The sequence below is a fragment of the Klebsiella pneumoniae complex sp. WS1778 genome, assembly GCF_049472055.1.
Taxonomy (GTDB): domain Bacteria; phylum Pseudomonadota; class Gammaproteobacteria; order Enterobacterales; family Enterobacteriaceae; genus Klebsiella; species Klebsiella quasipneumoniae.
Map to the genome: position 1 here is coordinate 1,072,733 of NZ_JBKGTJ010000001.1, position 26,926 is coordinate 1,099,658.

Sequence of the window (26,926 nt, forward strand, 5' to 3'; positions counted from 1 at the left end):
GGACTACCTTTACCCGGAGAGGCGTGCTATTAGCTGACGCTGATCGTCAGGCAGTTGGCTACCGCTGATATCCTGAAAAACCAGCGGCGGGAGCCATGTCCTGCCGGCACCACGGTTCGCGACGGGTCCGCAAGGGATCAGCCCGTTCTGATAGCGCGGCTGTCCGCTCCGGGATAGTCCCTCAGAATGTCGATAATCACTCGCAGCGCACTGGACACGTTCCGGTGCGGATAATAGATATGAAACCCAGGAAAGGTGTGACTGTAATTCTCCAGAACCGGTATCAGCCGACCGCTTGCCAGTTCGTCCTGCATCAGATCCGCCGCTTCATAGGCCAGCCCCACTCCCAGCGTCGCGGCTTTAATGACTGTGCCGGCATCGCTGAACACCCATCCTCCGGCGGGGTTATGTCGATATAACCGATCGCCATCATGCATCTCCCATCCCCATGGTGAACCGTCGGACATGCGGTAGCCAATACAGGGATACTTATCGAGTTCGCGGGGATGTGCGGGGATCCCATGCTGGCGAAGAAAATTGGGGCTACCGACAACCCGCATCGGCACATCGGGGCCAATACGCACGGAAACCATATCCTCGTTGACCATGCTGCCGTAGCGAACCCCGGCATCATATCGCTCCTTCACAATGTCAACAAAGGTATTATTTTCAATAAGCTCCAGCGCGATATCTGGGTATGCATCCCGTAACGACTGCAGTCGCGGTAGCAACACTTGCTCGATGGCCTGCCTGCTGCCGTTAATGCGCACGGTTCCTGCAGGTTTCTCCCGAAGCTGATTCAGCAGCATCCAGCCATTTTCCAGTTGACCGAACCCCTGATCGAGCGAACGCAGTAGTTTTTCCCCGGCTGAGGTGAGCGCGACCTTGCGGGTACTTCTCACCAGTAACTGCAGATTAATACTTTTCTCCAGCATGCTGATGCTGCGGCTGATACTCGACTGGGCAAGCCCCAGCCTGGCCGCGGCACGGGTAAATCCCCCCTCTTTAGCCACATGATAAAAAAGATAGAGATGATGCAAATCCTCACGACGAAAAATATCCACCCTGCCTCCTGCGTCTGGTCGGTCTCAAGGATTCTATTTATAACATGGACACATTAATGAAGTGCGGTTTTGCCTGCTAATCAGAACGGTTTTGGTTCTCTACTATAAGCGCCATCAACACTCACACCGAACGGGACATCCTGGCCTGTCCTTTACACCATTCAGGAGTATTTATGGCTACTTTTTCTCATCGAACGCTGCGCACGGGAATGATCGTTGGGATGGCGATGCTGTTTGGTTCCAATGCCGCCATCGCAGACCTGGCGCTGCCTATGAAAGGCGACACGGATGTTAAGCTCATTCAGATCTGGGATAAAACCTTTCCGCTGAGCAGCGCCGTCGACCATCAAAAAGTCACCTTTAAAAACCGCTACGGTATTACCCTTGTCGCCGATGTCTATGTGCCGAAAAATCACCCGGCCGGTAAGCTTCCTGCCCTGGCGGTCAGTGGGGCATTCGGTGCCGTAAAGGAGCAGTCATCCGGTCTCTATGCTCAGGAAATGGCCCGGCGTGGTTTTGTTACTCTGGCTTTTGATCCTTCCTATACCGGCGAGAGCAGCGGCGAACCGCGTAATATCGCCTCACCCGATATCAACACGGAAGATATCATGGCGGCCGTCGACTATCTGGGTCTGCTGGATATCGTTGACCGTCAACGCATTGGCCTGTTGGGCGTCTGCGGCTACGGCGGGCTGAACCTTAGCGCGGCGGCAATGGATAAACGTATCAAGGCTGTCGCCACCTCGGTGATGTATGATATGTCGCGCCTGTGGGGTAAAGGCTTCCAGGACAGCTATACCCCGGAACAGCGTAGCAAAGTGCTGGAAAACATGAGCCTGCAGCGCTGGAAAGACGCCGAGAATGGCGTGCCTGCTTATGAGAGCCACAATGTCAGCTTTGATAAAGCGGGTAACGTGGTCCGGGATAAAACTATCCTGCCAGCAACGCTGCAAGCGGATGCCGATCCCATTACTCGAGAATTCTTCGATTATTATCGCACCAGGCGTGGGTATAACCCGCGGTCGGTTAACTCCGCCGGGTCATGGTCAGTGACAACCCCAATGCCGTTTATGAATTTCGCGCAACTGGATCATATTAAGGAAATCTCGCCACGACCGGTACTGATTATTACCGGTGAGAAAGCGCATTCGCGTTACTTTGCGGAAACCGCCTAGCAGCAAGCGGCTCAGCCTAAAGAACTGGTCATTGTTCCGGGCGCTAACCACGTGGACTTATATGACAACCAGAGTGGAAGAATTCCCTTTGATAAACTGGACCATTTCTTTAAAGCCACTCTGAAATAACTTTTTATTGATAACCATTTTAATACCTGTGTCGGAATTAAGCCGGCACACAGGAGCGAATATGCATAATTTTAATTTTTATAATCCAACACGTATTGAATTCGGCATCGATAAAGAAGATACCCTTGCTGACCATATCGCCAAAGACGGTATTCATCATGTGCTGATTTGCTATGGCAGCCAGCGAATCAAAAATGAGGGTCTGTTCGAGAAGGTCACGCGCCGTCTCGTATCCCAGGGAATAAGCTGGTGTGAATTTGGCGGTATTATCAGCAACCCGGTCATTTCATCGGTCAGAAGCGCCGTTGAGTTGGCGCGTAAGGAAAAGGTACAGGCGATTATCAGCATCGGTGGCGGCTCGGTTCTTGACAGCGCGAAAGCGATTGCTGCGGGAGTCGACTATCCAGGCGACGCCTGGGAATTGTTCACTGGCGACGGGGAATTAATCTCCGCCCTGCCGATATATGCCATTCTGACCCTCGCGGCCACCGGTAGCGAAATGAATCCGTATGCCGTGGTGGTTAACGAAGAAACAAAAGAAAAATTATCCATTGGTAACGATGCCACTCATCCACGGGTGACGGTATTAAACCCGGCGTTGATGACGGGTGTTCCGAGGGAATACCTGGTCTACTCGGCAGCGGACATTATTTCGCATTTGATCGAGGTGTACTTTACGGCCACCGTACTGCCCAGGCTGCAGTCCAGACTGATTGAATCATTGATTAAAACCGTCATCGAAACGACGGATATACTGATTAACGATCCGCAAAATATTGCGGCACGCGGCGAATTTGCCTGGGCTTCGACGCTGGCGCAAAATGGGATAACCTTCTCCGGCGCCGCAGATTATAGTTATCCTAACCATGCGATTGAGCACTCGTTGTCTGCCCTGTTCGACGTGCCTCATGGCGCCGGGATGTCGGTGGTGATGCCTGCATGGATGAAATGGTACCAGTCCCAAAATAAAGCCCAGTTTAACCGCTTCGCCCGGGTAGTTTTTAACGTGGAAAGTGCGGAAGAAGGTATTGCTGCACTGGAATCCTGGTTTACGAAAATCGGCACGCCGGTGAGACTTTCCGAGGTGAATATTTCTGCCGAGGCATTACCTTCAATTATCGACAATGTTAAATCGCATATCCGGGCCTTTGGTATCGCCGAAACCTATTCGCCTGATGTTGTCGAAGTTATTTTGCAAAATGCGCTTTAATGGCGAATACGAATGGGCTTCGGGAAGGTCCCTTTCATTCGCGATCAACCAATACAGAGTGACGCCTGCCGTAAACGTTAAGGTGTAATAAACCCTATTATGGATCTCAGAAAACATTCAGCTTATGATGATGATAAAAATCACTCCTCCAACTGGAGGGGGTATTTTCCATCACGCTCTGCGTATTTACGCTAATTGCTTCAGAATTTATGCCGGTGAGTCTGCTCTCCCCCATCGCTATGGATTTGGAGATCACCGAAGGTACCGCGGGTCAGGGAATGACGATCTCAGGAATATGTGCTGTTTTAACCAGCCTGTGTATTCGCAGATTGGCAGGTAAAATGAACCGCAAATATTTGCTGTTACTCCTGACCGCGTTGATGGGGATTTCGGCTTTAATTGTAGCGATGGCGCCGAATTTCAGCATTTATATGCTAGGGCGCGCATTGATTGGTGTAGTCATTGGCGGCTTCTGGTCAATGTCTGTCGCCACGGCGGTCAGGCTGGTCCATATTAGTCAGGTTCCGCGCGCTCTGGCCGTTTTTAATGGCGGCAATGCGCTTGCCACCGTGGTGGCCGCACCGCTGGGTAGCTATCTGTCGTCAGTCACCAGCTGGCGTGGCGCCTTTCTGAGCCTGGTGCCCATCGCCGTGGTAACCTTTATCTGGCAATGGATAAGCCTTCCCTCAATGAAAGCGGGAGCGCACCAGGCCGCTAGCGGTTCCGGTCTGCGCAGACTACTGGGCGATCGTTCGGTGGCGATTGGCATGGGCGCGGCCGGTATTTTTTTTATGGGGCAATTTACCTTATTCACCTATATTCGCCCGTACCTCAAACTGATCGCTCAGGTCGATGCCAGGACCATCTCGCTACTATTATTAGCGATCGGTATTTCCTGACTCGCGGGGACTACGGCTATTGGACTGGTGATTAAAAAGCAGCTCTATAAAACGTTAATCATTATTCCGCTACTGATGGCCCTGATTGCGTTATTACTGATCCCGCTGGCGACAAACCTTGTTGCGGTGTCGATTCTGCTGGCCCTGTGGGGCGTACTCTCCACCGCAGCGCCGGTGGGGTGGTGGAGTTGGGTCGCCCATGCCAGCAAAGCGGATACCGAATCAGGCGGGGGACTGATGGTCGCCACAGTGCAGTTTTCTATTGCCCTTGGTGCAACGGTCGGCGGTATTATATTCGACCATCTGGGCTATGAGAGCACCTTTTGCCTGAGCGCCGGGATGCTGATCGTGGCCGCGCTGATGACGATCCAGACGGCGCGACGTTCTGCTGACTGATTACGCGCGATGTTTGCTGGCTCGGTTCCGGCTAACGTCGTCGACCATTCGATAGAGACGAAAAGCTCGACTGGATAGCAAGGCCAGAATATCTCTGGCCTTGCTATCCACGACTCAGGAAGTACATTGATGATGCCCTTCGTTGGCCCACTGATGAATGCCATCGGGTCCTTTTGGTGTAGAAGGTTTTGGACAAGCCACGGAAGTATAAGCGCTTCCCGCCCTTCCTTTTGTTATTGACTGGCGTGAATTCGCCCCCACGCCATCCATACACCCCGTACGGCAATCATTCGCATCAAACCACATCACGGTAACGGCAAAGCCACAGTGGTTAATCCAGAAGTCTGCCAGTGAATTCGACGTCGAATCACGGGTAAGGCAATTATCAGCCGGAGGATAGGATTTGACTGACGAAGAAACCGATGACGGCCCTTGCGAAGACGCTGTTCTCAGGGCGACGTTTTGAGGCGTTGTGACGGTCGCAACTAAACCGCCTGCAGCGGTTTGAATTGTAGATTGAGGCCGCGTACCTGATGAACTGTGGGCTGACTGAGTCACCGGTTGTTTATTCGCGACGCTGGCGACCGTATTATATCCCGTTTGCGGGTCGCTGGTACCGCCGAGAGTAAATACGTCATAAAGCATGACAACGGGTAAGGTTGCGACATACCATGTCGCGACACCATAATGGCCTTTATCAATCTCCTTCCCGGTTTCATTTAGGGCTTTTTGCGTTGTGCAGGATATTAAAGCAGGGAATAAAATTGCGATGGCTATCACACGGAAGAAAAACATATTAACCACTCCCATCCAGCAGGAATTAGATATACGGACTGACCGCTCAGAGAGCGATTAAATCCTTCATTCGTTTTAGGAGGATTATAATGGCGGTAATAACAGATCCACTCATCCATATGAATGAGTGGATGAAATAAATCAGCCGTGAATCGCACGAATGATCAGCAGTAGTTCTGCCTGATTACGGGTGTGGGTTTTCCGGTACAGGGCGCTAAGGTGAGTTCTGATCGTGGCGATAGATACGCCCAGATGTAAGGCGCATTCATCCGGCGTCATGCCCCGCACCAGCAACTCCGCCACCGCATTTTCGGCAGGCTTGACGTTAAACAGTTCCATCAAGGCGCTGCCGGTGAAAAACGGCTCGGGAATAATCACGCAGGCGACCCCGGCAAGGCGGGCCGTCGGGATCACGAGGATCGGTTTCGGCTGACGCCCGGCGGTATAGCACACCCCTGCCCTCGGCGGCTCTGCCGTCCGGGTGGCCTGCTCGATAGCCCGTTTCAGTTTTTTGCTGTCGGTATTGAGGCACAGCGTATCGCCCCCGCTATACCAGGAGAGGCGGGTGTTAGCGCGCAGGTAGCGTTCGGCATGCGAGCTGGCGTAGACAATTTTACCGCCATGATCCACCAGCCATACCGGGTAGATCCCGTTGTCCATCACCGCGCTCTGGTATTTTATGGTGTCTCGCAGCTGTTCAAATCGGGCGTGAAGCTGGCAGGCGGTTTTTAACGCCGGGATCAAGCGCCTGAACAGTTCAAACTGCGCCGGCTGCGGATAAGCCGCCGTATTGGCCGTCATCAGTGACAGATAGGTGGCATAGCCATTGAGGGTGCATAGCTTGACGCTGGTAAGATTATTCAGATCGTTGGGGTGATGAAACTCATTGTAATAGACGCTGCCGGCAATAAATTTATCGCCTAAATACTCGCGGTCTCGGTACATTTGCCCGACCGGTAACGCGGTCAATATTTTTTCGGCGGGATCGATGGCCAGAAACACGTCGCGATAGGCAGTGAAGACCTTCTCCTCCAGCAGGAATGAATCGGTCAACAGATGCGCATTGCCTTTATCGTAGAACAGAAATGCCGCGTACTGATGGCCGGTGAGGAACGCCAGTTTCTGCAATGCCGATTTCCACAAATCGGGATCCAGGGTGGCCATCAGCACCGTTTCCAGGATCTCGATGTAAATCAGTTCCGGATCAATCGCCATACCGCCACCTGTGAGTCACTGTTTCCGCTGCCGGAGCGGCGCATGTGGCCGCCCTGATCAGCATAGTTCCGCCAGCGAAACAATGACAGTCCCGGTTCGCTAAGCAGACCGGGAAAGGCGGTTGCCGGGAGCGTGACGCCAATGCGCTATCAAGGGGGCTCAGGATCCGCTGTTGCGGGTTTGGATAGCGCTCCCCTTCCGGCATAGCGTCCGCCAGACCATCAGGGCGCACAGCAGGGTGACGACCGCCAGCCCACTAAACAGCAGCGTATAAGCAGAGTCATAGCTCTCGCGCAGCGCCCGGAGGGAAAAGTCAGGCAAAAGCGCAGCCGCCTGCGGCATATTGCCGGCTCCCAGCCAGCCTGCGGCGCGGTGAATCACCTCGGGGGCATACCCGTGAACGCGACTCTGCAGGGTCAGGGTATTGCTTGCCGTTAATACCGCGGAGACTATCGCCAGGGCGATCCCCTCGCCGGCAACGCGAACGGTGTTGAACAGGCCTGCCGCCATACCGGCTTTCGCCACCGGCACAGCGGATATCGCCAGGCCGTCCATCAGCCCCCAGGGAAGCGCCGCCCCCGCCCCACAGAGGATCAGCGCCAGCACCAATTGCGAAAGATGGTTACTGTGAAAAGCATCGCCCAGCAACAGCAACCCGACGGAGGCCATCATCAGCCCTCCCGTGGATACCCGCCCCGGTGAAAACCAGCGGGTGAGCAGGGCCGCAACGGATGGGAAAATCAGCATCGGCGCGGTCAGCGCCATCAGATATAGCGCGCTCTGCGACTCACTCATCCCCTCTCCGCCCATAAAATGCAGTGGAACAACAATCAGCAGGACCACGTAGCAACAGCAGGTGGCGACAGGCAGCAACAGTACGCCGACAAAACGCGGATGGCGCAGCAGGGAGAGTTCCAGCACCGGGTTGCTCACCCTCTGGCAGCGCACGGCAAACGCCACGAACAGTCCCGCCGACGCGATGAACAAGGCCAGCGTGGTCAGCGATAAAAAGCCGCGGGCCGGAATGACCATAAGCGATGCAGTAAACAGCATCAGGGCCAGCGTAAACAGGGTTAAGCCGAGGTTGTCAGGTGTCCGCGGCTGGCTTTGTTCTGCCGCCGGCAGATACGCCAGACCGATAAGCAGAACCATCGCCGAGAGCAGCGCAAACAGGGCGTATACCCCGCGCCAACCCACCGCGTCGGTCATGAAGCCGATCAGCAGCGGGCCGAACGCCAGGCCGGCGCCGAACACTGTGCCCAGGATGCTGAATGCCCGCGTCCGCTGAGCGCCGTCATACAGCTGGGCCAGCGCCGCACTGCCGCTGGCTAAAATCATCGCCGCGGCCAGACCTTGCAGCGCCCTCAGCACGCCTGACAGGAAGAGATTGTGCGTCAGACAAAACAGCAGGCTGCTCAGGCAAAACAGCGCGGCGCCGGCGATAAAAATACGTTTTCTGTCGATGGCATCCGCCGTCACCCCTGCGGCCAGCAAAAAGCTGCCGAAAGTCAGCATAAAGCCATTGGTCAGCCACGACAGCGCAGCGGGAGAGCCGCCCAGCGACTGCTGTATCGCCGGGGTGGTCATGACGCCGCCGGTAAAACTTAACGGCAGCAGCAAGGCCGCCATAAAGACAGAAAGCGCGGCCAGGGCGCTGGCGTATCGGGAAGGTGTTCTGGCGGTGAGTAACATCGGGCGGCCCTCATCAGTCGGCAAGGAATGAATAAACTATCGCCATCCTATTGCGGATGTTCTTGCCGATAAATAGACTGAAAATATCTTCTTAAGAGACAAAAGGTTTATAATCGATGGACAGCCTCACTTCGCTGACGTCCTTTGTCCGCACCGCCGAAACGCTAAGCTTTGTTCAGGCCGCCAGGCTGCTGGGGATATCTGCCTCGGCGGTGGGTAAGAATGTCGCCCGGCTTGAGCATAAGCTGGGGGTCCGGCTGTTCAACCGCAGCACCAGAAACGTCAGCCTGACGGCGGAGGGGGCCGCGTTTCTGACCCGCTGCCAGAGTATCCTGGAGCAGATCCAGGAGGCCGAGTCTGAGCTGACCAGCAGTCTTTCACAGCCCACCGGTAAACTGAGGATTTCACTGCCTGTCATCGGCTACCGCCTGTTGCTCCCAGCCCTCACCGCCTTTAGCCGTCTTTATCCGCAGGTTGAACTGGATCTCGATTTTAGTGACCGGCTGGTCAATCTGATCGATGAAGGATTTGATGTCGCTATCCGCAGCGGCGAACTAGCGGACTCCCGCTTGATCGCCAGAAAGCTGGGGGGCTTTCGTTTTGTGCTCTGCGCCAGTCCGGCCTATCTGGCGGAATACGGCGTTCCCGGCTCGCCAGCGGAATTAGCGGCGCACAAGTGTATTTTTTTTCGCTTCCCCGCGACAGGGCTGATCCAGCCCTGGGAACTGCGCGATATGCGGCTGACGGGAGATTTCAGGGCCGCTGCCATTATGACAGTCAATAACATTGAGGCCGCCATTCGCTTAAGCGCGGCGGGGATGGGCATCGCTTATGTGCCTGATTTTGTCGTGCGCGAGGCCATCAACGAGGGACAACTGCAGGAGGTGTTGCCCGGCTGTTGCGTCAAGGATGGGCATTTCTCGGTCCTGTGGCCCGCCAGCCGCTACCTGTCACCAAGAATACGCTGTTTTATTGATTTTATAGCTGCGGCAGAGATACCCTTGTCGCCCGTATCGGCAAGCCCTACCCCCTGAAAAGCTCAGCGCCGGATATCCTGCCGCCCGGCCAGCGAAAGCCGGCGGCAGGTATACCATTCAAGAGCGCATCTTACCCTTTGGCAAAATTGGCCTGGATCCGCTGCTGCAGATAATCCTCGGCGCTGATGGGCGGGTACTTCCTCTGCGGCCCGAGGATCTCGACATCTTTATTGGCCTGGCAGAAAAACGCCAGGCTGTAGCGCGGCCCCTGATATTCGTGGGGCAGCGGGTTTCTCACCCGGTGGAAGTTAGACGGCAGCTGGTCGTCGCTCCAGCGCATTAGCATATCGCCGATATTGCAGGTGATGACCTCTTCGCGCGGCTCAATGCTGGTCCACTGCTGGCTTTCGCGGTCTTTACCGGGACAAACCTGCAGGCCGCCCTGACCGGGGCGCTGGAACAGCAGCGTCAGACAGTCAAAATCGGTATGCGCGCCGGCCCGCCACATTCCCTGCTGCGACTGCTCGGTTGCATAGTAGTGCAGCATGCGCAAGGTGCTCTGATAGGTGTCACGCTGCGGATCGTGCGCGGTGGTGAAAAACGATTCCGGAAAACCGAGCTTTAACGCAAAGCAGGAGAGGATCTTCATCCCCAGCTGCCAGCACTGCGATTCAAACCCGAGCATCGTCTGTCGGAAGCCTGGCAGCTCCCGATCGCTGGGCCAGCGCCCATCCATCAGCGGACGGGTTATCTGATAGGACTCTTTTTGATCCGGCGTGCGGGTCGACGGCCGAACCTGCGCCTTGCTCTCCCAGCCGGCGTTGCCGGCCAGCGGATACTGGCGCTTCACCTCGTCGGGCAGGTTGAAAAACGCCTCGGTCGTGCTGAACGCCTGGCGGATCTCCGCCAGCGGAATACCATGGTGGCTGACCTGGAAGAAGCCGATCTCCACCGCCGCCTCCCACAGTTGTTCGGCAATATCATTTTTTCTTTCGGCAAAGTTCGACAGGTCGATACAGCGCACTTCGCGGGTGAAGGTCTCTTCGCCCTCGGCGCCCATCAGCGCCTCTTTTTCCAGTTCCTGTAAGGCATAGCGTTGATTCTGGGTGGTTGCGTTCATCGTCATTATCCTGTTATCAGTTAAACAGCGGCGCGCTGTTGGAGGGTACGGACGGCCGCCAGCGCGTCGTGGCGCATCGCGTCAAGGTCGAGACCGGGAATGGCGTCATCTTCCACGATGGGTCGGCCATTGAGCAGCAGCGCCTTCAGCGCGGCGCGCCCGCCGCAGGCCACCGGGCCAATGGCCATATCGTGCAGGCCGAAGTAGCGCGGATCGTCCAGCCGGTAAATGGCGAGGTCCGCCTGCATCCCGACCTGCAGAGTGCCGCTCTGCGCTAAGCCGAGGATCTGCGCCCCGCCGGCGCTGCCCCAGCGCACCACATCCTCCACCGTGGCCGCATCGGCCCCGCCCTCGAAGGTGCCTCCGGCGTAGCGCGGCTGCGCCAGCATCCCCTTGCGCGCGCGCTGCAGCAGCCATGCGGCGTGGGCTTCGCTTTGCATATCCGCCGCCTCATTGGAGGCAGCGCCATCCACCCCCAGCGAGACCGGGACCCCGGCCTGCTCCAGCGCCAGCAGATCGGCGATGCCGCTGCCCAGCCGACCGTTGCTTTGCGGGCAATGGGCGATGCCGGTTCCGGTGCGGCCCAGCAGGGCAATCTCCTCCGGCAGCAGCTTCACCAGATGGGCAAACCACACGTCATTTCCCAGCCAGTCATGCTCCGCGCAGAACTGCACCGGCGTCATGGCGAATTTCTGCCGCGCGGCGTCAAGATAATCGACGGTTTCCGATAAATGGCTGTGCAGCCGGATCCCCAGCTGGCGGGCCAGCTTCGCCATCTCCCGCAGCTGGGCGCCCGGCGCGGAGTGCAGGACGGTAGTGGGCGCCATCACCACCCGGCGCAGAGAATCGGGCCGGGGGTCGTGATAGCGGCTGACCAGCCGTTCGATATCCGCCATATAGCCGTCGAAGGTTTCCGGACGCAGCGCCACCGGCAGATCCTGTTCCACCGCCCGCCCCTGGGTCGCCCCACCCCGGCACAGAACGATGCGCATCCCCAGCGCTTCCCCTTCGCTGAAGACAATCTCCGAGGTATCGAAAGGCATATCTGGCCAGTACAGGTAGTTGTGATCCGCCACGCTGGCGCAGCCCGAGCGCAGAAGCTCCACCAGGCCAATGCGCACCGCCAGACGAAAGGTATGTTCATCGAAAGCCGCGCGAAAGCGGTACGGCGTGGCGCTCAACCAGGCCGTCAGGCTCTGGTTCAGCCCCTGCGGCTCGCCCTTCAGCAGCGACTGAAAAAGATGGTGGTGCGTGTTCACCCATGCCGGATAGATCACACAGTCGCGGGCATCGATCTGTCGCTCTTCCGGCAGCGGCGTCAGGCTGCCGATGGCCGCAATCTTGCCGTCGCGGATGCGAATATCTGGCCCGGCCAGCCGCGCCGCCTCTCCGGGCAGACCGCTGAGGATGGCATGGGCATTTTTAATCATTAATGACATGGCGTCGCTCCTCAGGGTTTAACCTGCATGGCCTGAACAAATTCGGTGGTGTAGGCCTGTTTCCAGTCGGTGGCCGCCGCCAGCAGACCGGCGCTGACCATAAAATCGCGGGTCTTCTGCCAGCGCGCGTCGGTCATCGTCCCCCAGCCCTGGCTGGCGGCATCCCCGCCGTCGATCAGATGATGCTCACGGATCTGGGTCACGCCCCAGGCGAGCAGATCGTCGGTCATTTTCGGATTGTCCTGCTTAATCAGCGCATTGCCCGGCGCCGGATCCTTGAGATAGCTCACCCAGCCCTCCATTGAGGCGCGGACAAACTTCGCCATCGCCGCTTTACGCTCGGCGATGGTGTCCGGGCGGGCGATAAGAATGCCGCCATAGGGAGGGTAACCATGCTCAGAAAAGAGGAAGAAGTTCGCCTTCACCCCAGCCTTCTGCACCTGGAACACCTCGGAGCTGACATAAGCCTGCTGGGCGACAGCGTCGTCGACGACAAAGGGTTGAATATTGAAGGTGTAGGGGCGAACCTGAGCGTCGCTCAGCTGGTATTGCGCCTTCAGCCACGGCCACCATGTCGCCTGACCGGAGCTGGAGACCAGAATGGTTTTATCTTTCAGCCCCTGCAGGGAGGTGACATCGGCGTGGGTCAGCAGCCCCTGGGGATCGTACTGAAAGGGAGCGGCAATGGCTTTCGCCTGGAAGCCGCGCTGAATGCCTTCCAGCAGCTGCAGATCGTAACCGATGATCACATCGGCCCGCTTCGACAACAGCAACTGCATGCCGTTGACCTGGGGGCCACCGGAGCGGATCTCGACGTCGAGACCATATTTTTTGTACAGCCCAGTGGCCTGAGCCTGATAATAACCCCCCTGCTCCGCCTGAGCGTACCAGGAGGTCAGCAGAACGATTTTCTCCTCGGCCTGAACGGCCAGCGAGACACCGCCGAGGGCCATCAGGCCCAGCCAGCGTAAACCCCGGGGAAGGCGTGCGCCTGTTTTCATTATCCCTCTCCTCTTTACGCCGGGAGGGGGAGCGAGCGAATGTGGCTCAGCCTCCCATCCCGGTCAACATTGAACCGCGACATGGTGACTGAGCAATGTCCCGTATGGATAACCCGTACTGACCGCTTCTACTCACACTTAGCTATACAAAAACAATGCCAGATTTTATCGCCCGCGCGCGGTCGCGCAAAATCGCCTGCGCCGCCGCCCTGGGCATGCAACCTTTGATTCATGCACACAAAAAACGCACCATTATGGTGCGCTAATGAATGATTTTAGTGCCTGCCGGTCTCTCACAGCTGGCTGAAGAGCATCTCCAGCTGGTTCAACATCATCGAGGCGGCAAGTGAAAGCTGGCGGGCGGGCGAAACGCACAGCGCCAGCGTGAAAGGCTTAAGCTGCGGATCGGTAAGCGGCACAAACGCCAGCTGGCCGGACTCGATCTCATCGAGAATATCCAGCCGGCACAGGATGCCGATACCCATCTGCTCTTTAATCAGGGTGCGGATCATGTGGATGTTATTCGACACCGCCACCTCCTTCACCTCGTTGCCGCTGATGTTCACCAGCGCCTCTACCGGTTCGCTGATCATCAATGGGGCGGAGGGCAGGATAAACGGGTAGTCGATGCACTGGCTAAAGCGCACAGCGCTGCGGCTGGCCAGCGGATGGCCGGTCGGTACCACGATCCCCATATTCATTTCGGCAAACGCCCTCACCTGCAGTTCACGGGAGGTCTGCGGATTGAGCATGATGCCGAAATCCGCCTCGCCGGAGATCAGCGCCTGCTGGATGTGGATATTGTTGATGGTGGTCAATGTAAAAGAGATGTTGGGATAATGTTTATGCACCTCTTTGAGCATCGTCGAAAAGAAATGCCGGTTAATGGCATCGATGGTGGCGATGCGCACATGCCCGCGCCGCAGTCCGCGCAGGTCATCCAGCTGCTCACAGACCCGGGTAAAGTCCTTTTTCCAGTTATTGGCCGCATGCAGCAGCAGCTCCCCGGCGGCGGTCAGCCGCAGCCCGGTGGGATGGCGCTCGAAGAGCGGCATCGCCAGCTCCTGTTCCACGCGCAAAATCTGACGGTCGATAGAGGACGCAGAGACATGCAACGCCTCTGACGCTTTACGAAACGACCCCTGACGGGCCACTTCAGTGAAATAGAGCAGAAATCGGGAGAAGGCAAACATCGTTTGGGTGCTCTCTTTTTTGCAAGGGGTTGTGCGAATCAAAGCTCTGGACGCAACAGTTTTATCACAATACCGTAGCATTCATAGCGGAGAAACGATCGTTTCACCCATTTTCTTGCACGCCGGACAGTTCACCGCGAAGGGGAGTTATCTCTTCGCCGACCCTGGCCGCCCTGCAGACAGCGGAATGAGGGAGAGTAAACGGTAATGCGCAGCCACGATTTTATTTCGGTCTCGGTCGGGGAAATACGGCCTAACGGCGAGGGAAATCTGTCTTTAATATTGCAGGCAGCGGCCGGGGAAATATTACCGGCCTACTCCGCCGGGGCGCATATCGATATTATTATTCCCGGCGTCGGCCCGCGGCAATATTCCCTGTGCGGCATGCCTGACCGCGGAAATCGCTATGAAGTTTGCGTCAGGCTGGCGGACGCTTCCACCGGCGGCTCACGCTATTTGCACCAGCAGCTCAAAGCCGGCGATCGGCTCTCCATTTCGCAGCCGCGCAACCATTTCCCCCTGCCGCAAGCCGGGCGCTACCTGCTGTTTGCCGGCGGTATCGGCATCACGCCGTTGCTGGCGATGGCTGACGCGATTGCCGCCAGAAAGGGTGAGCTGGAGCTGCATTATTATGTCGCCAGCTTGCGCCAGACCGCCTTCTCCCCGCGCCTGGCTCAGCTGGCCGCGAGCGGCACGGTGGCGATTCACTGCAGCGAGGAAGGCGAGTCGTTTCGCCAGCAGATCCCCCCATGCTTAACCGCGCCCGATCCTGATACCGCGGTGGTGGCCTGCGGCCCGGAGGGCTTTATTCAGCGACTGCGGTCGGTCATGGATGAATATCGCTGGTCGCCGTCGCAATTTGTATTCGAGCGCTTCACTCCCGCGGCGGAAAATAATACTGCGGCGAAAAACGCTTTTTATATTGAGCTGGCCTCCAGCGGGCAGCGTCTGCAGGTCGCCGCGGATCAAACCATTGCTCAGGTATTACAGAACGCCGGGGTGGAGGTCATGCTCTCCTGCGAACAGGGAATGTGCGGGTCATGTATTACCGGGGTCCTCGACGGGATCCCCGAGCACCGGGACAGCGTGCTGACGGCGGAAGAGAAAGCTGGCAACGACCAGATCACGCTCTGCTGTTCGCGGGCGAAATCACCGGGTCTGGTTTTGGATCTGTGAGGAGACTGACGATGACATTCTCCTCCTCTTGCGCGCCGCTCACCGGTATCAGCCGCGCCCGACTCCCGGCCTGGGCGCTGCCCGAAGGCTGGCCGACGCAGGCCAACGGTGAACCGCTGCTGGCGGACCTGGCCTTTCGCGATGGCCGGATCGCCGCATTGACCCCAACCGACCAGCCGGCTCCCGGCCTGTGGGATCTGGCGGGGGCGTTGACGCTCCCCGGCCTGGTGGAACCCCATGCCCATCTGGACAAGACATTCACCATTGAACGCTGCCGTCCGGCGCAGGCCGGGCTGCTGCCGGCGATCCACGCCATGCATGAGGATCGCCGACATTGGACCGGGGCGGATATTCAACGTCGGGCGTCCGCCGCGCTGGCCCGGGCGGCAGCGAATGGCGTGACCCATTTGCGCAGCCATATCGACTGGTTTACCGCCGACGCGCCGGACGCCTGGCAGGAGATCGCCCGCCTCGGTACCGGCGGCATCACCCTGGAGCGGGTGGCGCTGGTCCCGCTGCCCCTGTTTCAGGATCCGGCGGATGCCGAGGCCATTGCCCGTGCGGTCGCCAACAGCGGGGAGCGCTGCCTGCTGGGCGGCTTCATCCACTCCTCCAACTGGGACGCCGCCGCCATGGCAAACCTGCTGCATAGCGCAGCCCGCTGGAAACTGGATCTGGATTTGCATATCGATGAGGAGCTCAGCGAGGTGTCTCAGGGGCTGACCTGGCTGGCGGATCATCTCTCCCGCCACCCTTTCCCCGGACATATCTGCTGCAGCCACGGCTGCGCGCTGGCCGCCGGCAGCGACGCGCAGGCGGCGCAAATCCTGCGTCAGCTGGCGGCGCACGGCGTCACCCTTATCGCCCTGCCGATGACCAACCTGCTGCTGCAGGATGCGACGTTCGGCCGCACGCCGCGCCAGCGGGGGATCACCCTGCTGCACGAGGCGCAGGCCGCCGGCGTGGCCACCCTGCTTGGGTGCGACAACGTGCAGGACGCTTTTTGTCCGGCGGGAAGCTACGACCCGCTGGACACCCTGGCCTGCGGCCTGTTCAGCGCCCAGCTTAGCGACCCGTTCGACCGGCAGTCGCGGCTGATCTGCGATCGCGCGGCGCTAACCAGTTCGCCGGCAGACGCGGCGCCCTTTGCCGTCGGGGCGGCGGCCAGCGTGGTGATTTTCCCGGGTAGCGACCGCTTTACCTGGCCTTTAAACAGCGCCGCCCGTCTGGTGGTTAACCACGGCAGGTTAACCCACCGGCGAGTGTGGCAGGAGGAGATGGCACATGAGTCTTGAAGCAGGCGCGGGGGCGCCGCTGGCGCGGTATGCCGCCTGGCGCAGAGCCGGCGATTTTATCTTTCTCTCCGGCATTATTCCGGTCAATCCCCTGACCGGCACCATCGTCAACGGCTTTCAGGATGTGCCTGAGCCGGTGCGGGAGCTGCTGGGGGCGACCGGCGAATTTTCAACCGATGCGAAACAGGGGCCGATCCTCGCCCAGAGCTGGTACGTACTGGAAAGCATCCGCCGCACCGTGGAGTCCGCGGGAGGGCAGATGAGCGACGTTATCAAGCTGGTGCAGTACTTTCGCAACCTTGACCATTTTCCCTATTACAGCAGGGTCAGGAAGCTGTTTTATCCCGGCCAGCCGCCCGTTTCCACCGTGGTGCAGGTCAGCGAAATGCTGCCCGACGCCACGGTATTGATTGAAGTCGAAGCAACCGTCTGGTTACCCCAGCCAATTCACTCCGAGGCACCGCGATGATTAACGGTTACATTCCTGCAGCGCGCTTTCTCCCTTTTCTGAGCTGGACGGACGTGGCCGCCCTGCCGGATAAAAGCAATACGGTTATCGTCCTCCCTACCGGGGCGATCGAACAGCACGGCCCGCATCTGCCCTGCTCGGTGGACAGCGTGATATCTTCCGGCGTGGCGGGCCATGCCCTCGCCCGGCTGCCGGCGGCGATCCCGGCCTACGCCATCCCGCCGATCGTCTACGGTAAGTCAGAGGAGCATCTGCATTTTCCCGGCACCCTGACCCTCAGCGGCGATACGCTGCTGCATACGCTGCTGGAGATCGCCGAATCTCTCTATCGAGCCGGTTTTCGCAAGCTGCTGATGATCAACGGCCACGGCGGCCAGCCGCAGATCCTGCAGATCGCCTGCCGGGAAATGCGCCTGCGCCACGGGGATTTTATCGCCATCCCGCACGATGTGTTCAACGTGCCCAACTGCGAAAAACAGTTTCTCAGCCCGCATGAACAGCGGATGGCGATGCACGCCGGCCATAGCGAAACGGCGCTGATGCTGGCGCTGGCGCCGGAGTGCGTTCATATGGAGCGGGCGGTCGCCAACTTCCCGCCGGAATTCCCCTGCCCGACCCTGTCGAAAGGCCGCCCGGCGGCGGCATGGGCAGCGTATGACTTTGGCCCCAGCGGGGTGATTGGCGACCCGACCCCGGCGACGCGGGAGCAAGGCGAAGGGCTGCTCGACTCCCTCGCCGCCAGCTGGGCGCAGGCAATCATCGAGATCCACCGCATGGCCTGGGTCGAACGTCGCGAACCGACCTGGGGCAAACAGCACTGGCATGGCTTTGTCCAGTCCCTCCCCCCCTCTTTCGCTGCTGATTCCAAGGAGCCCTGATGAATACCAGATCGACGCCATTTTTAACCCTGCTGACCGTGACCGCCCTCGCCACCTCAGCCTCCTCCTTCGCGGCGGAGAAGTTTACGTTTCTCACCAACTGGTATGCCCAGGCGGAGCACGGCGGGTTTTACCAGGCCCAGGCCACCGGGCTGTACCAACACGCCGGTCTCGATGTCGAAATTAAAATGGGCGGCCCGCAGATCAACGTTATGCAGCTGATGGCGGCCGGTCAGGCGGACTGCACCCTTGGCGACAACGGCCAGGCGCTGGAGACCTGGCAGGCGGGGGTGCATGCGGTAACCGTCGCCACCGTGTTCCAGCACTCGCCGACGGTGTTTATCACCCATGACAAAGTAAGCAACCCGGCTGAGCTTAAAGACAAAACCTTCCTGCTCGCCACCGAGGCCTATACCTCCTTCTGGCCGTGGGCGAAGAGCGAGCTGGGTCTGGCTGGCAGCAAAGTGCGCCCCTATACCTTTAACGTCCAGCCGTTCCTCGCCGACAAAAATCTGGTGCAGCAGGGCTACGTCACCTCCGAGCCGTTCTCCGTCGCCAAAGGCGGGCAGCCGTTCTATGTCTATCCGCTCAGCGACTGGGGCTACCCGCCCTACGGCAACTCGATCATCTGTATGGCGGACACCATCCGCAAACGTCCGGCGGCGGTGGCGGCCTTCGTCAAAGCCTCCATGGAGGGCTGGAAAAGCTACCTGCAGAATCCCACCCCCGGAAACAATCTGATCGGCAAAGCGAATCCACAAATGGGCGCCGAGCAGATCGCCTTTGGCATTGCCCAGATGAAGCACTACCAGCTGGTGACCGGCGGCGATGCTAAGACCGGCGGCATCGGCATCATCACCGAGCCGCGGCTGAAAAAAACCTGGGACATGCTGGTGAAAAACAAACTGATCGACGCCAGCAAGGTGCCGTTTGAGCAGACTTACACCCTGGAGATGGTCAAAGACGCCGGAGTGATGCCATGAATACCGCCCCGAAACTGACCGTGATGAGCGACACCCGCTTTACGCCCGCCTCCGCCACGCCGGCCATTGAGGTGCTGTCGGCGGAGAAGATCTACAGCAACGGCACCCGGGCGCTGCTGCCCGTCAACCTGACCATCAATCAGGGGGAGTTCATTACCCTGCTCGGTCCGTCCGGCTGCGGTAAAAGTACGCTGCTGAAGATGGTCGCCGGCCTGGTGGAGCCCAGCGACGGCAAGCTGATGCTGTGGCGGCGCGACAGCCGGGAAAAGGCCCAGCATCCGCTCTCGTTCGTCTTCCAGGAAGCCACCCTGATGCCGTGGAGCAGCGTGCGCAATAACGTCAGGCTGCCGCTGGATCTGGCCGGCGTGCCGCGCGCGGAAGGTAATACCCGGGTGAGTGAAGTCCTTGAACTGGTGGGGCTGGGCAAGTTCGCCGACGTCCTGCCGCGCGAACTCTCCGGCGGCATGCAAATGCGCGTCTCCATCGCCCGCGGTCTGGTCACCCGGCCAAAGCTGCTGCTGATGGATGAGCCCTTCGGCGCGCTGGATGAAATTACGCGCAACAAGCTCGACAGCGATCTGCTGCGTCTGTGGCAGGAGCAGAACCTGACGGTGGTCTTCGTCACCCACTCGATCCACGAAGCGGTGTTTCTCTCGCAGCGGGTGATCATGATGGCGGCCCGTCCCGGACGGGTGGTGGAAGATATCGCCATCCGGGAGCCGTTCCCGCGCAGCGAGGCGTTCCGCGTCAGTCCGGCCTTTTCCCTGTATGCCCGTCAGCTGCAGGACAGTCTGTTGCAGGCCAGCCAGTCTGGTATGGAGCCATAATATGAAAACCACAACCGCAACGCCGTGGATCCAGCATCCGCGTTTTCTCAAAATTCTCTATCCGACCCTCGTCGCGGTGGCGGTGGTGCTCCTGTGGCAGGGCGCGGTAAGCTATTTCCGCATCCCGGCCTTTCTGGTGCCGTCGCCGCTGGTGATGCTGGACAGCCTGTGGACGCATCTCACGCCGCTGCTGCTGGCGCTGCTGTTCACCCTTAAGATCACCCTGATCTCGTTTCTGCTGTCGATTGTCATCGGCGCCGCCGTGGCGTTTATCCTGGTGCAGAACCGGTTTGTGGAAACCGCCCTGTTTCCCTACATCGTGTTTTTGCAGGTGACGCCGATCGTTGCCATCGCCCCGCTGATTATCATCTGGGTGAAGGACGCCACCCTCTCGCTGGTGGTGTGCGCCACCCTGATGGCGGTCTTCCCCATCATCTCCAATACCACCCAGGGACTGCGCAGCGTCTCTCCCGGCCTGCTGAGCTATTTCCGCCTCAATCACGCCAGCCGCTGGCAAACGCTGGTGCGACTGCGTATCCCCTCGGCGCTGCCCTATTTCTTCGGCGCGCTGCGTATTTCCAGCGGGCTGTCGCTGATTGGCGCGGTGGTGGCGGAGTTTGTCGCCGGCACTGGCGGGACCAGTACCGGGCTGGCCTATCAGATCCTGCAGGCCGGCTATCAGCTGGATATCCCGCTGATGTTTGCCGCGCTGCTGCTGATCTCTCTCGCCGGGATCGCGCTGTTCGGCGTGATGTCCTGGGTCTCGCGTCGGGCGCTCAGCGCCTGGCATGAAAGCGAAGCCGTGCAATCTCATTAATGTTCTGCTGACGAACAGGAAAAAGAATGATGACTGATGAACAGCGTCAACAAGCGATAGCGGCGATCCAGCAGGCACTCCCGGCGCTGGAGTGGACCCTGCAGCCGGCGAAACTCAAACGGCTTTCCCGCGATTTTCACTGGTTCAGTCCGGTACTCACCGAGCAGCTGGCGGGAAAACAGGCGGACGCGGTGGTTCGCCCGCGCGATGAAGAGGAGCTGCGGCAACTGGTCGCCGCCTGCGCGCAGCACCAGCTGCCGCTGACCCTGCGCGGCAGCGCCACCGGCAACTATGGCCAACTGGTCCCCCTCGAAGGCGGGATGCTGGTGGATATGACCGGGCTCAACCAGATCGTCGCCCTCGGCAACGGCACGGTGAGAGCCCAGGCCGGCATTCGCCTGGCGGACATCGAAACCGCCGCCCGCCCGACGGGCTGGGAGCTGCGCTGTATGCCGTCGACCTATCGCCTGGCGAGCCTGGGCGGCCTCTACGGCGGCGGGTTCGGCGGCATCGGCTCCATCAACTATGGGCCGCTGGCGGCGCCCGGCAATGTGCTCAGCGTCAAAGTGATGACCGTCGAGCCGGTCCCTCGCGTACTGACCGTCCCGGCTCCCGAAGCGCTGCTGCTGCATCACGCCTACGGCACCAACGGCATCATTCTCGAGGTTGAGCTGGCGCTGGCTCCCGCGCACCAGTGGATAGAACGCCTGGACGTGTTTGACGATTTCGCCGATGCGCTGAACTATGCCAACGCCTGCGTCCGCTCCCCGGGACTGGTGAAGCGCCAGGTGGCGCTGCTGGCCACGCCGATCGCCGATTATTTTAGCCACCTGAACGATCGTTACCGCGCCGGCCAGCATGCGGTTATCAGCCTGATCGCCGTGGAGAGCGAAGGACTCTGCGCCAGCCTGTTACCGCGCCATCGCGGGAACAACGCCATCCGTCAGGCCAGCGACGAGGCCCGGACGCAAAACGCCTCGTTAATGGAATACTGCTGGAACCACACCACCCTGCATGCGCTCAAGGTGGACAATACGCTGACCTATCTACAGACGGCGTTTGATCCGCTGCGCTATCCGCAGCAAATTTTACAGATGGAGCAGCATTTCGCCGGGGAGGTAATGTCCCATATTGAATTTCTGCGCGATATCGAAGGCAACCTTACCGCCAGCGGTCTGCAGCTGGTGCGCTATACCACGCCCGAACGTCTCAACGCGATCATGCAGATATTTCGCGATAACGACGTCAAAATTAACAATCCCCACGTACTGCAGGTTGAGGACGGCAAACAGGGGGTTATCCGCCCTGACGTGGTGGCGGTTAAACAATCTCTCGACCCGGCAGGATTGCTTAACCCCGGCAAGCTGCGCGGCTGGGCGCTGCGCGACCAGCTGGAGCTGGACAGCAACCCGCTGGCGCGGGCCACCCGCGAAAGCCCCGCGACCTGATCGCCCCCGCTCCGCGTGCGGGCTAACGCGGAGCGGGCCCGTCTCTCTTCCCCTGCCCGCACGGCGAGTTTTTTACGTCACTCATTCATATGAATGAGTGGTGTCTCTGTTTCCTCCGTTATACTTTTCTGTAGTTGACGAGACGGCCGTTAAAAATTGTTCACAGCATTTTCTCAATTTTCTCTTTGAGCAAAAAAGAGGTCTTCTGATAACGGCCAATAAATTCCCTTGTATGATCAACAATGATCAGATCCGTTGCTAAGGAAATTAAAATGTCATTATCCGTGAATAGGTACCTAAAAGAAGTTGAAGAAATAAAAAATAAAGCCACCGCCCTGTCCAATAAAGAATTCAGTGACACTATTGATGAAAATGGCCATCAATACGTTGATCTGGTAATGGAGGGTGGCGGCGTCCTCGGATTAGCCCTTGTAGGTTACATATATATTTTAGAGCAAGCAGGGATAAGATTCATTGGTATCGCAGGCACGTCAGCCGGTTCAATTGCCGCCTTGTTATTATCTGCAATAGATGTACCTGAAAAAGAAAAAAGCGAACGCCTAATAGATATGATCGCCAATATGCCAATAAATACATTTATTGATGGGAAAAAGGACGGAGATTATGACCCAAAGAAATTTATGGATACTGCCACAGGCTTAATGAACTCTAAAAACAAGTCAGGGTTTAAATATTTTAGTGCATTTTTAAGGTTTCTTACGACAACGGACAACTTAAAAATAATGCAAGGACTTAATAGAGGCGATGAATTTGAGTCCTGGCTTAAAAAACAGCTATCATCTTTTAATATTTATACAGTAAACGATCTTAGAAAAAGAATGGCGACGACTCCATACGGATGGAAGCTTAGAAGCACCAGCATTGATAAATCATCCCAACTTGAAGGTAAACAATCCCTTGATGAACTGGATGTAAATCATGACTATTTATGCCTGATAACAGCAGATTTAGCCACCGAATATAAAGTTGAACTTCCTGTCATGGCAGAACTATACTGGGAAAAACCGAACGATGTAAATCCCGCGGTGTTCTGCCGCTGCTCTATGTCTATCCCTTTTGTTTTTCAGCCCTACACGGTAAAAATACCTCATATGGATAATAATCTACAATTGAAATGGCAAAAATATACCGGCATTAGTTTTCAAAGCAGATTAGCGACTCGATTTCCGCCACCTATCGCTTGTTTTGTTGATGGCGGCATCATGTCAAACTTTCCGATTGATGTTTTTCACAACCCCACAAAAATTCCAGCAAGACCCACATTTGGTGTCAAACTGCAACTTGACGATCACAGTCATGAAATTAATAGCACCCTTGATATATTTGCTCAATCGTTCAACACCGCCAGACATGCCATGAATTACGATTTCATTAAAAAAAACCCTGATTACAATAAGCTAGTATCATTCATAGACACTGGAGACATTGGCTGGTTAGACTTCAGTATGTGCGATGCCAACAAACTTAAATTGTTTAGACTTGGCGCAGAAACCGCTTATCAATTTCTTATTAATTTTGATTGGCATAATTACAAAAAAATCAGGCGAGATATTACTTCTGCTTATCAGACAAGCCTTCCCCTTACAAAATTAAATAGATACTTCAAGAACAAATAAATACTTCAAAGATAAAAATAGAAAAGTTCAGCCAGATAAGGAGCGAAACTCGAAAAAATCATTTTCTGCCATCCACAATTTAACAATCTACCTGATGAGGATAAGACCATGCCTAATGGTAATGATTTAATAAACGCAGCAAGAAGTCAGCTTAATGTTAAAGAGGAACCACTTAACAGCAACTCTGGCCCGATGGTAAATACCTATCTCGACTACGTGGGTAGCCCCTCCGGCTCGCCATGGTGTATGGCTTTTATCTACTGGTGTAGCTGTCAGGCTGGTATTCCCGGCCTGCCTAAAACCGCCAGCGTAGCGAAATTCTATCAGGAGTCATTAGCGCACGGAAAAATAATAAATATTTCCGACATTGCCGTTGGCGATATTGTTTTAAGAGTAGATTATCCCGCCCAGTCTAACGGCAAAAAGCCAGGAGATCACGCCGGGATTTACACAGGTAAAAATAAGGCAGGCATCCCGTTATATATCTCAGGTAACACCGTCTCCACAAATCCTGTAGTCACCGATGAAACTAGCTCATATGTTGATGAACATCAGATGAAGCATTTTAATTACGCAGCTCGCTTTTGGTAACGCGAAGTCTTATAGATGCTTTGAGAAATAGAGACATTGCTATTACCACACCTTCCGGCCGACGACTGTTTCACCAGGCATCGGCCCCTTTCCCCATACCGTCCCTGCCTCCCGCCTTTTCAGCCCGAAGCCGACCTCACCCTGCGCCGGACAGTCCCGCCATATGGACGATAAGCCCTACCGCGGCGGCGGCGGCCAGTACCCAGGTCAGCTTCCACTTATAGCGAAACAGCAGCCCGGCGGCGGCGAGAGCAATGGCCGCAGACCATGGGTCGAAACCGGATGGCCCCCAGACGCTATGCCAGATAAAAAACAGCGCCAGATTCAGGATAACGCCCACCACCGCGGCGGTAATGGCGGTCAACGGCGCGGTAAATCCCACTTTATTATGCGTGGTTTCAATAAACGGCCCGCCGGCGAGAATAAAGATAAACGAGGGTAAAAAGGTAAACCATGTCACCAGGCACGCCGCCGCGATGCCCCCCAGCAGCACATCATCAACGCCCAACACCGCTTTGGTGTAGCCGCCGACAAACCCGACAAAGGTCACCACCATGATCAACGGTCCGGGGGTGGATTCCCCCAGTGCGAGGCCGTCCATCATCTGCCCTGCGCTCAGCCAGCCATAGTGGGTCACCGCCCCCTGGTAAACGTAAGGCAAGACGGCATACGCCCCGCCGAAAGTCATCAACGCGGCTTTGGTAAAGAACCAGCTCATCTGGGTCAGCGGGTGCGCCCAGCCCAGCATTAGCGCCAGGGTGGCCATCGGCACCAGCCACAGCAGTATCCCGGCGATCAGCACCCGGGCAGTGCGCCGCCAGCTGAACAGGGCGTGGGCTGGGATCGGCGTCGCGTCATCAATAATGGCGGCCCCGCCAGGCTGACTCTGCGCGCGATGGGCGTCGGCTTTGCCGAAGGTCGCCGGCGCCACCCGTCCGCCGATAAACCCGACGATCGCCGCGGTCAGGACGATCAGCGGAAAAGGTACGTTCAGCGCAAAAATAGCGACAAAGGCTGCGGCGGCAATGGCCCAGTAGGCGCCATTTTTCAGCGCCCGCGAGCCGATGCGGTGCGCCGCCTGCAGCACGATCGCCGCCACGGCGGGTTTGATGCCATAAAAAATTCCCGCCACCACCGCGACATCTCCCCAGACGAGGTAGATCCACGCCAGCGCGATGAGCAACACCAGCGAGGGCAAAATAAACAGCACCCCGGCGATGATGCCTCCCCAGGTTTTATGCATCAGCCAGCCGATATAGGTCGCCAGCTGCTGGGCCTCCGGGCCCGGCAGGACCATACAAAAGTTGAGCGCGTGCAGGAATCGCCCTTCCGAGATCCAGCGTCGGTTATCCACCAGCTCCTGGTGCATCATGGCGATCTGCCCGGCAGGTCCGCCGAAGCTGATGAAGCCGAGCTTCAGCCAGAAGCGAAATGCCTGCCAGAAGGATACGGAAGCGACGACGGAAGGGCTGTCAGTCTGCGGAAGAACCACCGTTTTGCTCATGATTACCAGACCTCATTTCACAGGACTTCAGTAAGCCGTCGAACAGCGAGCAGGCTGCCGCCAGCAGTTGGTCATCGTCCGTAATGGTTTCCCGCAGCCCTGCAAGAATGCTTTCCACCCCCGCCGCCTCCGGGGTGGATACCCCACCGACGTCCAGGAAGTGGATCAGCCGGCCCAGAGCGTCGGGGATCGCGGCCTCCAGAGCAAAGCGCCGGACCAGAACTTCGAAGGTCACCCGCATGCCGACGTGGCTGAACAGCGCCCCGTCAAAATCAAAACCGACCGCCGTCGCCGGACAATCCTCAGGCGCGGCCATCCACAGGAACCGCGCCTCAGGGTCGATAAAGCGCTGAATTAGCCAGGCGCTGGCCAGACGATCGACCCACGGGCGTCGGCGGGTGGCCCACAAACGGCCGCGAAAGGCCTCTCTATCCAGAAGGCTCAGTTCGCCCGCAACCGCCTGCGGCTCGTCCGGCGATAGCCGCTGATTAATCGCCTGCTCGAGGGTGGCCAGTCGCTCAGCGGCCTGCTCCCGGGCGGCCCCCGGGAAAAAATCGATAGCCGCGATCCGCTGGTAGTCACGCTGAATTTTACGCAGCTGTTTGAGCTGAGCCGCCAGTCCGTCGGCGGATAACGTCTCCTGCAGCGCCAGCAGATCCTGCAACAGCGCATCATACTGTTCGCGACGATCGAATAGCGGCCTGAGCGCCTCCTCTTCCGTCGACTCAATCGTAAACACATACCCGGCCCCGCCCTCCGCGCGGATCGCCTGGCAGGTGCTGAGGAAAATGTCATAGCCCTGACGCATGTCGGGCAGCAGATAGACCCCGTCGCGCAGGACCGCCGCCCCGCTCTGCTTCAGGGTTCGCCAGACACGCATGCGCAGCGTGGCTTGAGACGTCGTCAGGTTAAGGATCAAGAGATGCATTGTCATGATGTAGAGATTACTACAGCATGTAGCGTGTGTGACGTTTATTCGCGCGCAGGTTAAGATGA

General features: G+C 57.7%; 22 protein-coding genes and 3 pseudogenes. 14 read left to right on the top strand and 11 right to left on the bottom strand.

Annotation, left to right across the window (positions count from 1 at the left end; genetic code table 11):
• Positions 1-137: 137 nt before the first annotated feature.
• A complete protein-coding gene (locus ACLEXF_RS05555; protein WP_017899548.1) occupies positions 138-1,064 on the bottom strand; it encodes a LysR family transcriptional regulator in 927 nt (308 codons plus the stop codon).
• A gap of 173 nt (positions 1,065-1,237) precedes the next feature.
• Between ACLEXF_RS05555 and ACLEXF_RS05560 the strand changes: the two are divergent.
• The 3 genes and pseudogenes from ACLEXF_RS05560 to ACLEXF_RS05570 all read left to right on the top strand — a co-directional run bounded on the left by ACLEXF_RS05560 (position 1,238) and on the right by ACLEXF_RS05570 (position 4,873).
• Positions 1,238-2,368: pseudogene (locus ACLEXF_RS05560) on the top strand (alpha/beta hydrolase).
• 61 nt (positions 2,369-2,429) lie between these two features.
• Positions 2,430-3,578 carry an iron-containing alcohol dehydrogenase gene (locus tag ACLEXF_RS05565; RefSeq protein ID WP_407259772.1) on the top strand — a complete coding sequence of 383 codons (1,149 nt, stop codon included), beginning with the start codon at positions 2,430-2,432 and terminating at the stop codon, positions 3,576-3,578.
• Between the two features lie 99 nt (positions 3,579-3,677).
• A pseudogene (locus tag ACLEXF_RS05570) lies at positions 3,678-4,873 on the top strand (MFS transporter).
• A 114-nt stretch (positions 4,874-4,987) separates the two neighbouring features.
• Here the strand turns inward: ACLEXF_RS05570 and ACLEXF_RS05575 are convergent.
• From ACLEXF_RS05575 to ACLEXF_RS05590, 4 genes and pseudogenes are all read right to left on the bottom strand, one after another.
• Entirely contained in the window at positions 4,988-5,668 is a 681-nt protein-coding gene (locus ACLEXF_RS05575; RefSeq protein ID WP_171996491.1) for a hypothetical protein, read from the bottom strand.
• 141 nt (positions 5,669-5,809) lie between these two features.
• Positions 5,810-6,613 carry a helix-turn-helix transcriptional regulator gene (locus ACLEXF_RS05580; protein ID WP_309298522.1) on the bottom strand — a complete coding sequence of 268 codons (804 nt, stop codon included), beginning with the start codon at positions 6,611-6,613 and terminating at the stop codon, positions 5,810-5,812.
• A 156-nt stretch (positions 6,614-6,769) separates the two neighbouring features.
• Positions 6,770-6,883 (bottom strand): annotated as a pseudogene (locus tag ACLEXF_RS05585) (helix-turn-helix transcriptional regulator); the annotation flags it as partial.
• Positions 6,884-7,042: 159 nt separating this feature from the next.
• Positions 7,043-8,575: an MFS transporter gene (locus ACLEXF_RS05590; RefSeq protein ID WP_131076431.1), complete on the bottom strand. Its 1,533-nt coding sequence runs from the start codon at positions 8,573-8,575 to the stop codon at positions 7,043-7,045.
• Between the two features lie 116 nt (positions 8,576-8,691).
• On the opposite strand from ACLEXF_RS05590, the gene ACLEXF_RS05595 reads away from it, so the two are divergent.
• Entirely contained in the window at positions 8,692-9,609 is a 918-nt protein-coding gene (locus tag ACLEXF_RS05595) for a LysR family transcriptional regulator (RefSeq protein ID WP_109938399.1), read from the top strand.
• A gap of 73 nt (positions 9,610-9,682) precedes the next feature.
• Here ACLEXF_RS05595 and ACLEXF_RS05600 read toward each other — a convergent pair whose 3' ends face one another.
• The 4 genes from ACLEXF_RS05600 to ACLEXF_RS05615 form a co-directional block, all read right to left on the bottom strand.
• Positions 9,683-10,672 carry an isopenicillin N synthase family dioxygenase gene (locus ACLEXF_RS05600; RefSeq protein WP_074440893.1) on the bottom strand — a complete coding sequence of 330 codons (990 nt, stop codon included), beginning with the start codon at positions 10,670-10,672 and terminating at the stop codon, positions 9,683-9,685.
• Positions 10,673-10,692: 20 nt separating this feature from the next.
• A complete protein-coding gene (locus ACLEXF_RS05605; protein WP_032435162.1) occupies positions 10,693-12,111 on the bottom strand; it encodes an amidohydrolase family protein in 1,419 nt (472 codons plus the stop codon).
• Between the two features lie 11 nt (positions 12,112-12,122).
• Complete coding sequence (locus ACLEXF_RS05610) at positions 12,123-13,112, bottom strand: ABC transporter substrate-binding protein (protein WP_043519923.1); 990 nt, start codon at positions 13,110-13,112, stop codon at positions 12,123-12,125.
• A 293-nt stretch (positions 13,113-13,405) separates the two neighbouring features.
• Positions 13,406-14,305 (bottom strand): LysR family transcriptional regulator, encoded by a 900-nt coding sequence (locus tag ACLEXF_RS05615; protein WP_004202952.1) that lies wholly within the window; start codon positions 14,303-14,305, stop codon positions 13,406-13,408.
• A 207-nt stretch (positions 14,306-14,512) separates the two neighbouring features.
• On the opposite strand from ACLEXF_RS05615, the gene ACLEXF_RS05620 reads away from it, so the two are divergent.
• From ACLEXF_RS05620 to ACLEXF_RS05665, 10 genes are all read left to right on the top strand, one after another.
• Positions 14,513-15,481, top strand: coding sequence for a PDR/VanB family oxidoreductase (locus ACLEXF_RS05620; RefSeq protein ID WP_423265742.1), 969 nt, complete (start codon positions 14,513-14,515; stop codon positions 15,479-15,481).
• 11 nt (positions 15,482-15,492) lie between these two features.
• Positions 15,493-16,776, top strand: coding sequence for an amidohydrolase family protein (locus ACLEXF_RS05625; protein ID WP_407259770.1), 1,284 nt, complete (start codon positions 15,493-15,495; stop codon positions 16,774-16,776).
• Complete coding sequence (locus ACLEXF_RS05630; RefSeq protein WP_048324511.1) at positions 16,766-17,245, top strand: RidA family protein; 480 nt, start codon at positions 16,766-16,768, stop codon at positions 17,243-17,245. Before ACLEXF_RS05625 ends, ACLEXF_RS05630 begins: the two co-directional genes overlap by 11 nt.
• Positions 17,242-18,123: a creatininase family protein gene (locus tag ACLEXF_RS05635; RefSeq protein WP_023318467.1), complete on the top strand. Its 882-nt coding sequence runs from the start codon at positions 17,242-17,244 to the stop codon at positions 18,121-18,123. The genes ACLEXF_RS05630 and ACLEXF_RS05635 overlap by 4 nt, the downstream gene beginning before the upstream one ends.
• Positions 18,123-19,106, top strand: a complete 984-nt coding sequence (locus tag ACLEXF_RS05640; RefSeq protein WP_117129964.1) for an ABC transporter substrate-binding protein — start codon at positions 18,123-18,125, stop codon at positions 19,104-19,106. Before ACLEXF_RS05635 ends, ACLEXF_RS05640 begins: the two co-directional genes overlap by 1 nt.
• Positions 19,103-19,933: an ABC transporter ATP-binding protein gene (locus ACLEXF_RS05645; protein ID WP_032431880.1), complete on the top strand. Its 831-nt coding sequence runs from the start codon at positions 19,103-19,105 to the stop codon at positions 19,931-19,933. Before ACLEXF_RS05640 ends, ACLEXF_RS05645 begins: the two co-directional genes overlap by 4 nt.
• 1 nt (position 19,934) lies before the next feature.
• Positions 19,935-20,750, top strand: coding sequence for an ABC transporter permease (locus tag ACLEXF_RS05650; protein ID WP_049093736.1), 816 nt, complete (start codon positions 19,935-19,937; stop codon positions 20,748-20,750).
• 26 nt (positions 20,751-20,776) lie between these two features.
• A complete protein-coding gene (locus tag ACLEXF_RS05655; RefSeq protein ID WP_186920822.1) occupies positions 20,777-22,198 on the top strand; it encodes an FAD-binding oxidoreductase in 1,422 nt (473 codons plus the stop codon).
• A 272-nt stretch (positions 22,199-22,470) separates the two neighbouring features.
• The gene (locus ACLEXF_RS05660; protein ID WP_109938403.1) at positions 22,471-23,835 is read left to right on the top strand and encodes a patatin-like phospholipase family protein; all 1,365 of its coding nucleotides are present in this window, start codon (positions 22,471-22,473) and stop codon (positions 23,833-23,835) included.
• 108 nt (positions 23,836-23,943) lie between these two features.
• Positions 23,944-24,426: a hypothetical protein gene (locus tag ACLEXF_RS05665; protein WP_017899565.1), complete on the top strand. Its 483-nt coding sequence runs from the start codon at positions 23,944-23,946 to the stop codon at positions 24,424-24,426.
• 136 nt (positions 24,427-24,562) lie between these two features.
• Here ACLEXF_RS05665 and chrA read toward each other — a convergent pair whose 3' ends face one another.
• Positions 24,563-25,930 carry a chromate efflux transporter gene (gene chrA / locus ACLEXF_RS05670; protein ID WP_017899566.1) on the bottom strand — a complete coding sequence of 456 codons (1,368 nt, stop codon included), beginning with the start codon at positions 25,928-25,930 and terminating at the stop codon, positions 24,563-24,565.
• Positions 25,899-26,858, bottom strand: a complete 960-nt coding sequence (locus ACLEXF_RS05675) for a chromate resistance protein ChrB domain-containing protein (RefSeq protein ID WP_117129963.1) — start codon at positions 26,856-26,858, stop codon at positions 25,899-25,901. The genes chrA and ACLEXF_RS05675 overlap by 32 nt, the downstream gene beginning before the upstream one ends.
• Positions 26,859-26,926: the final 68 nt, after the last annotated feature.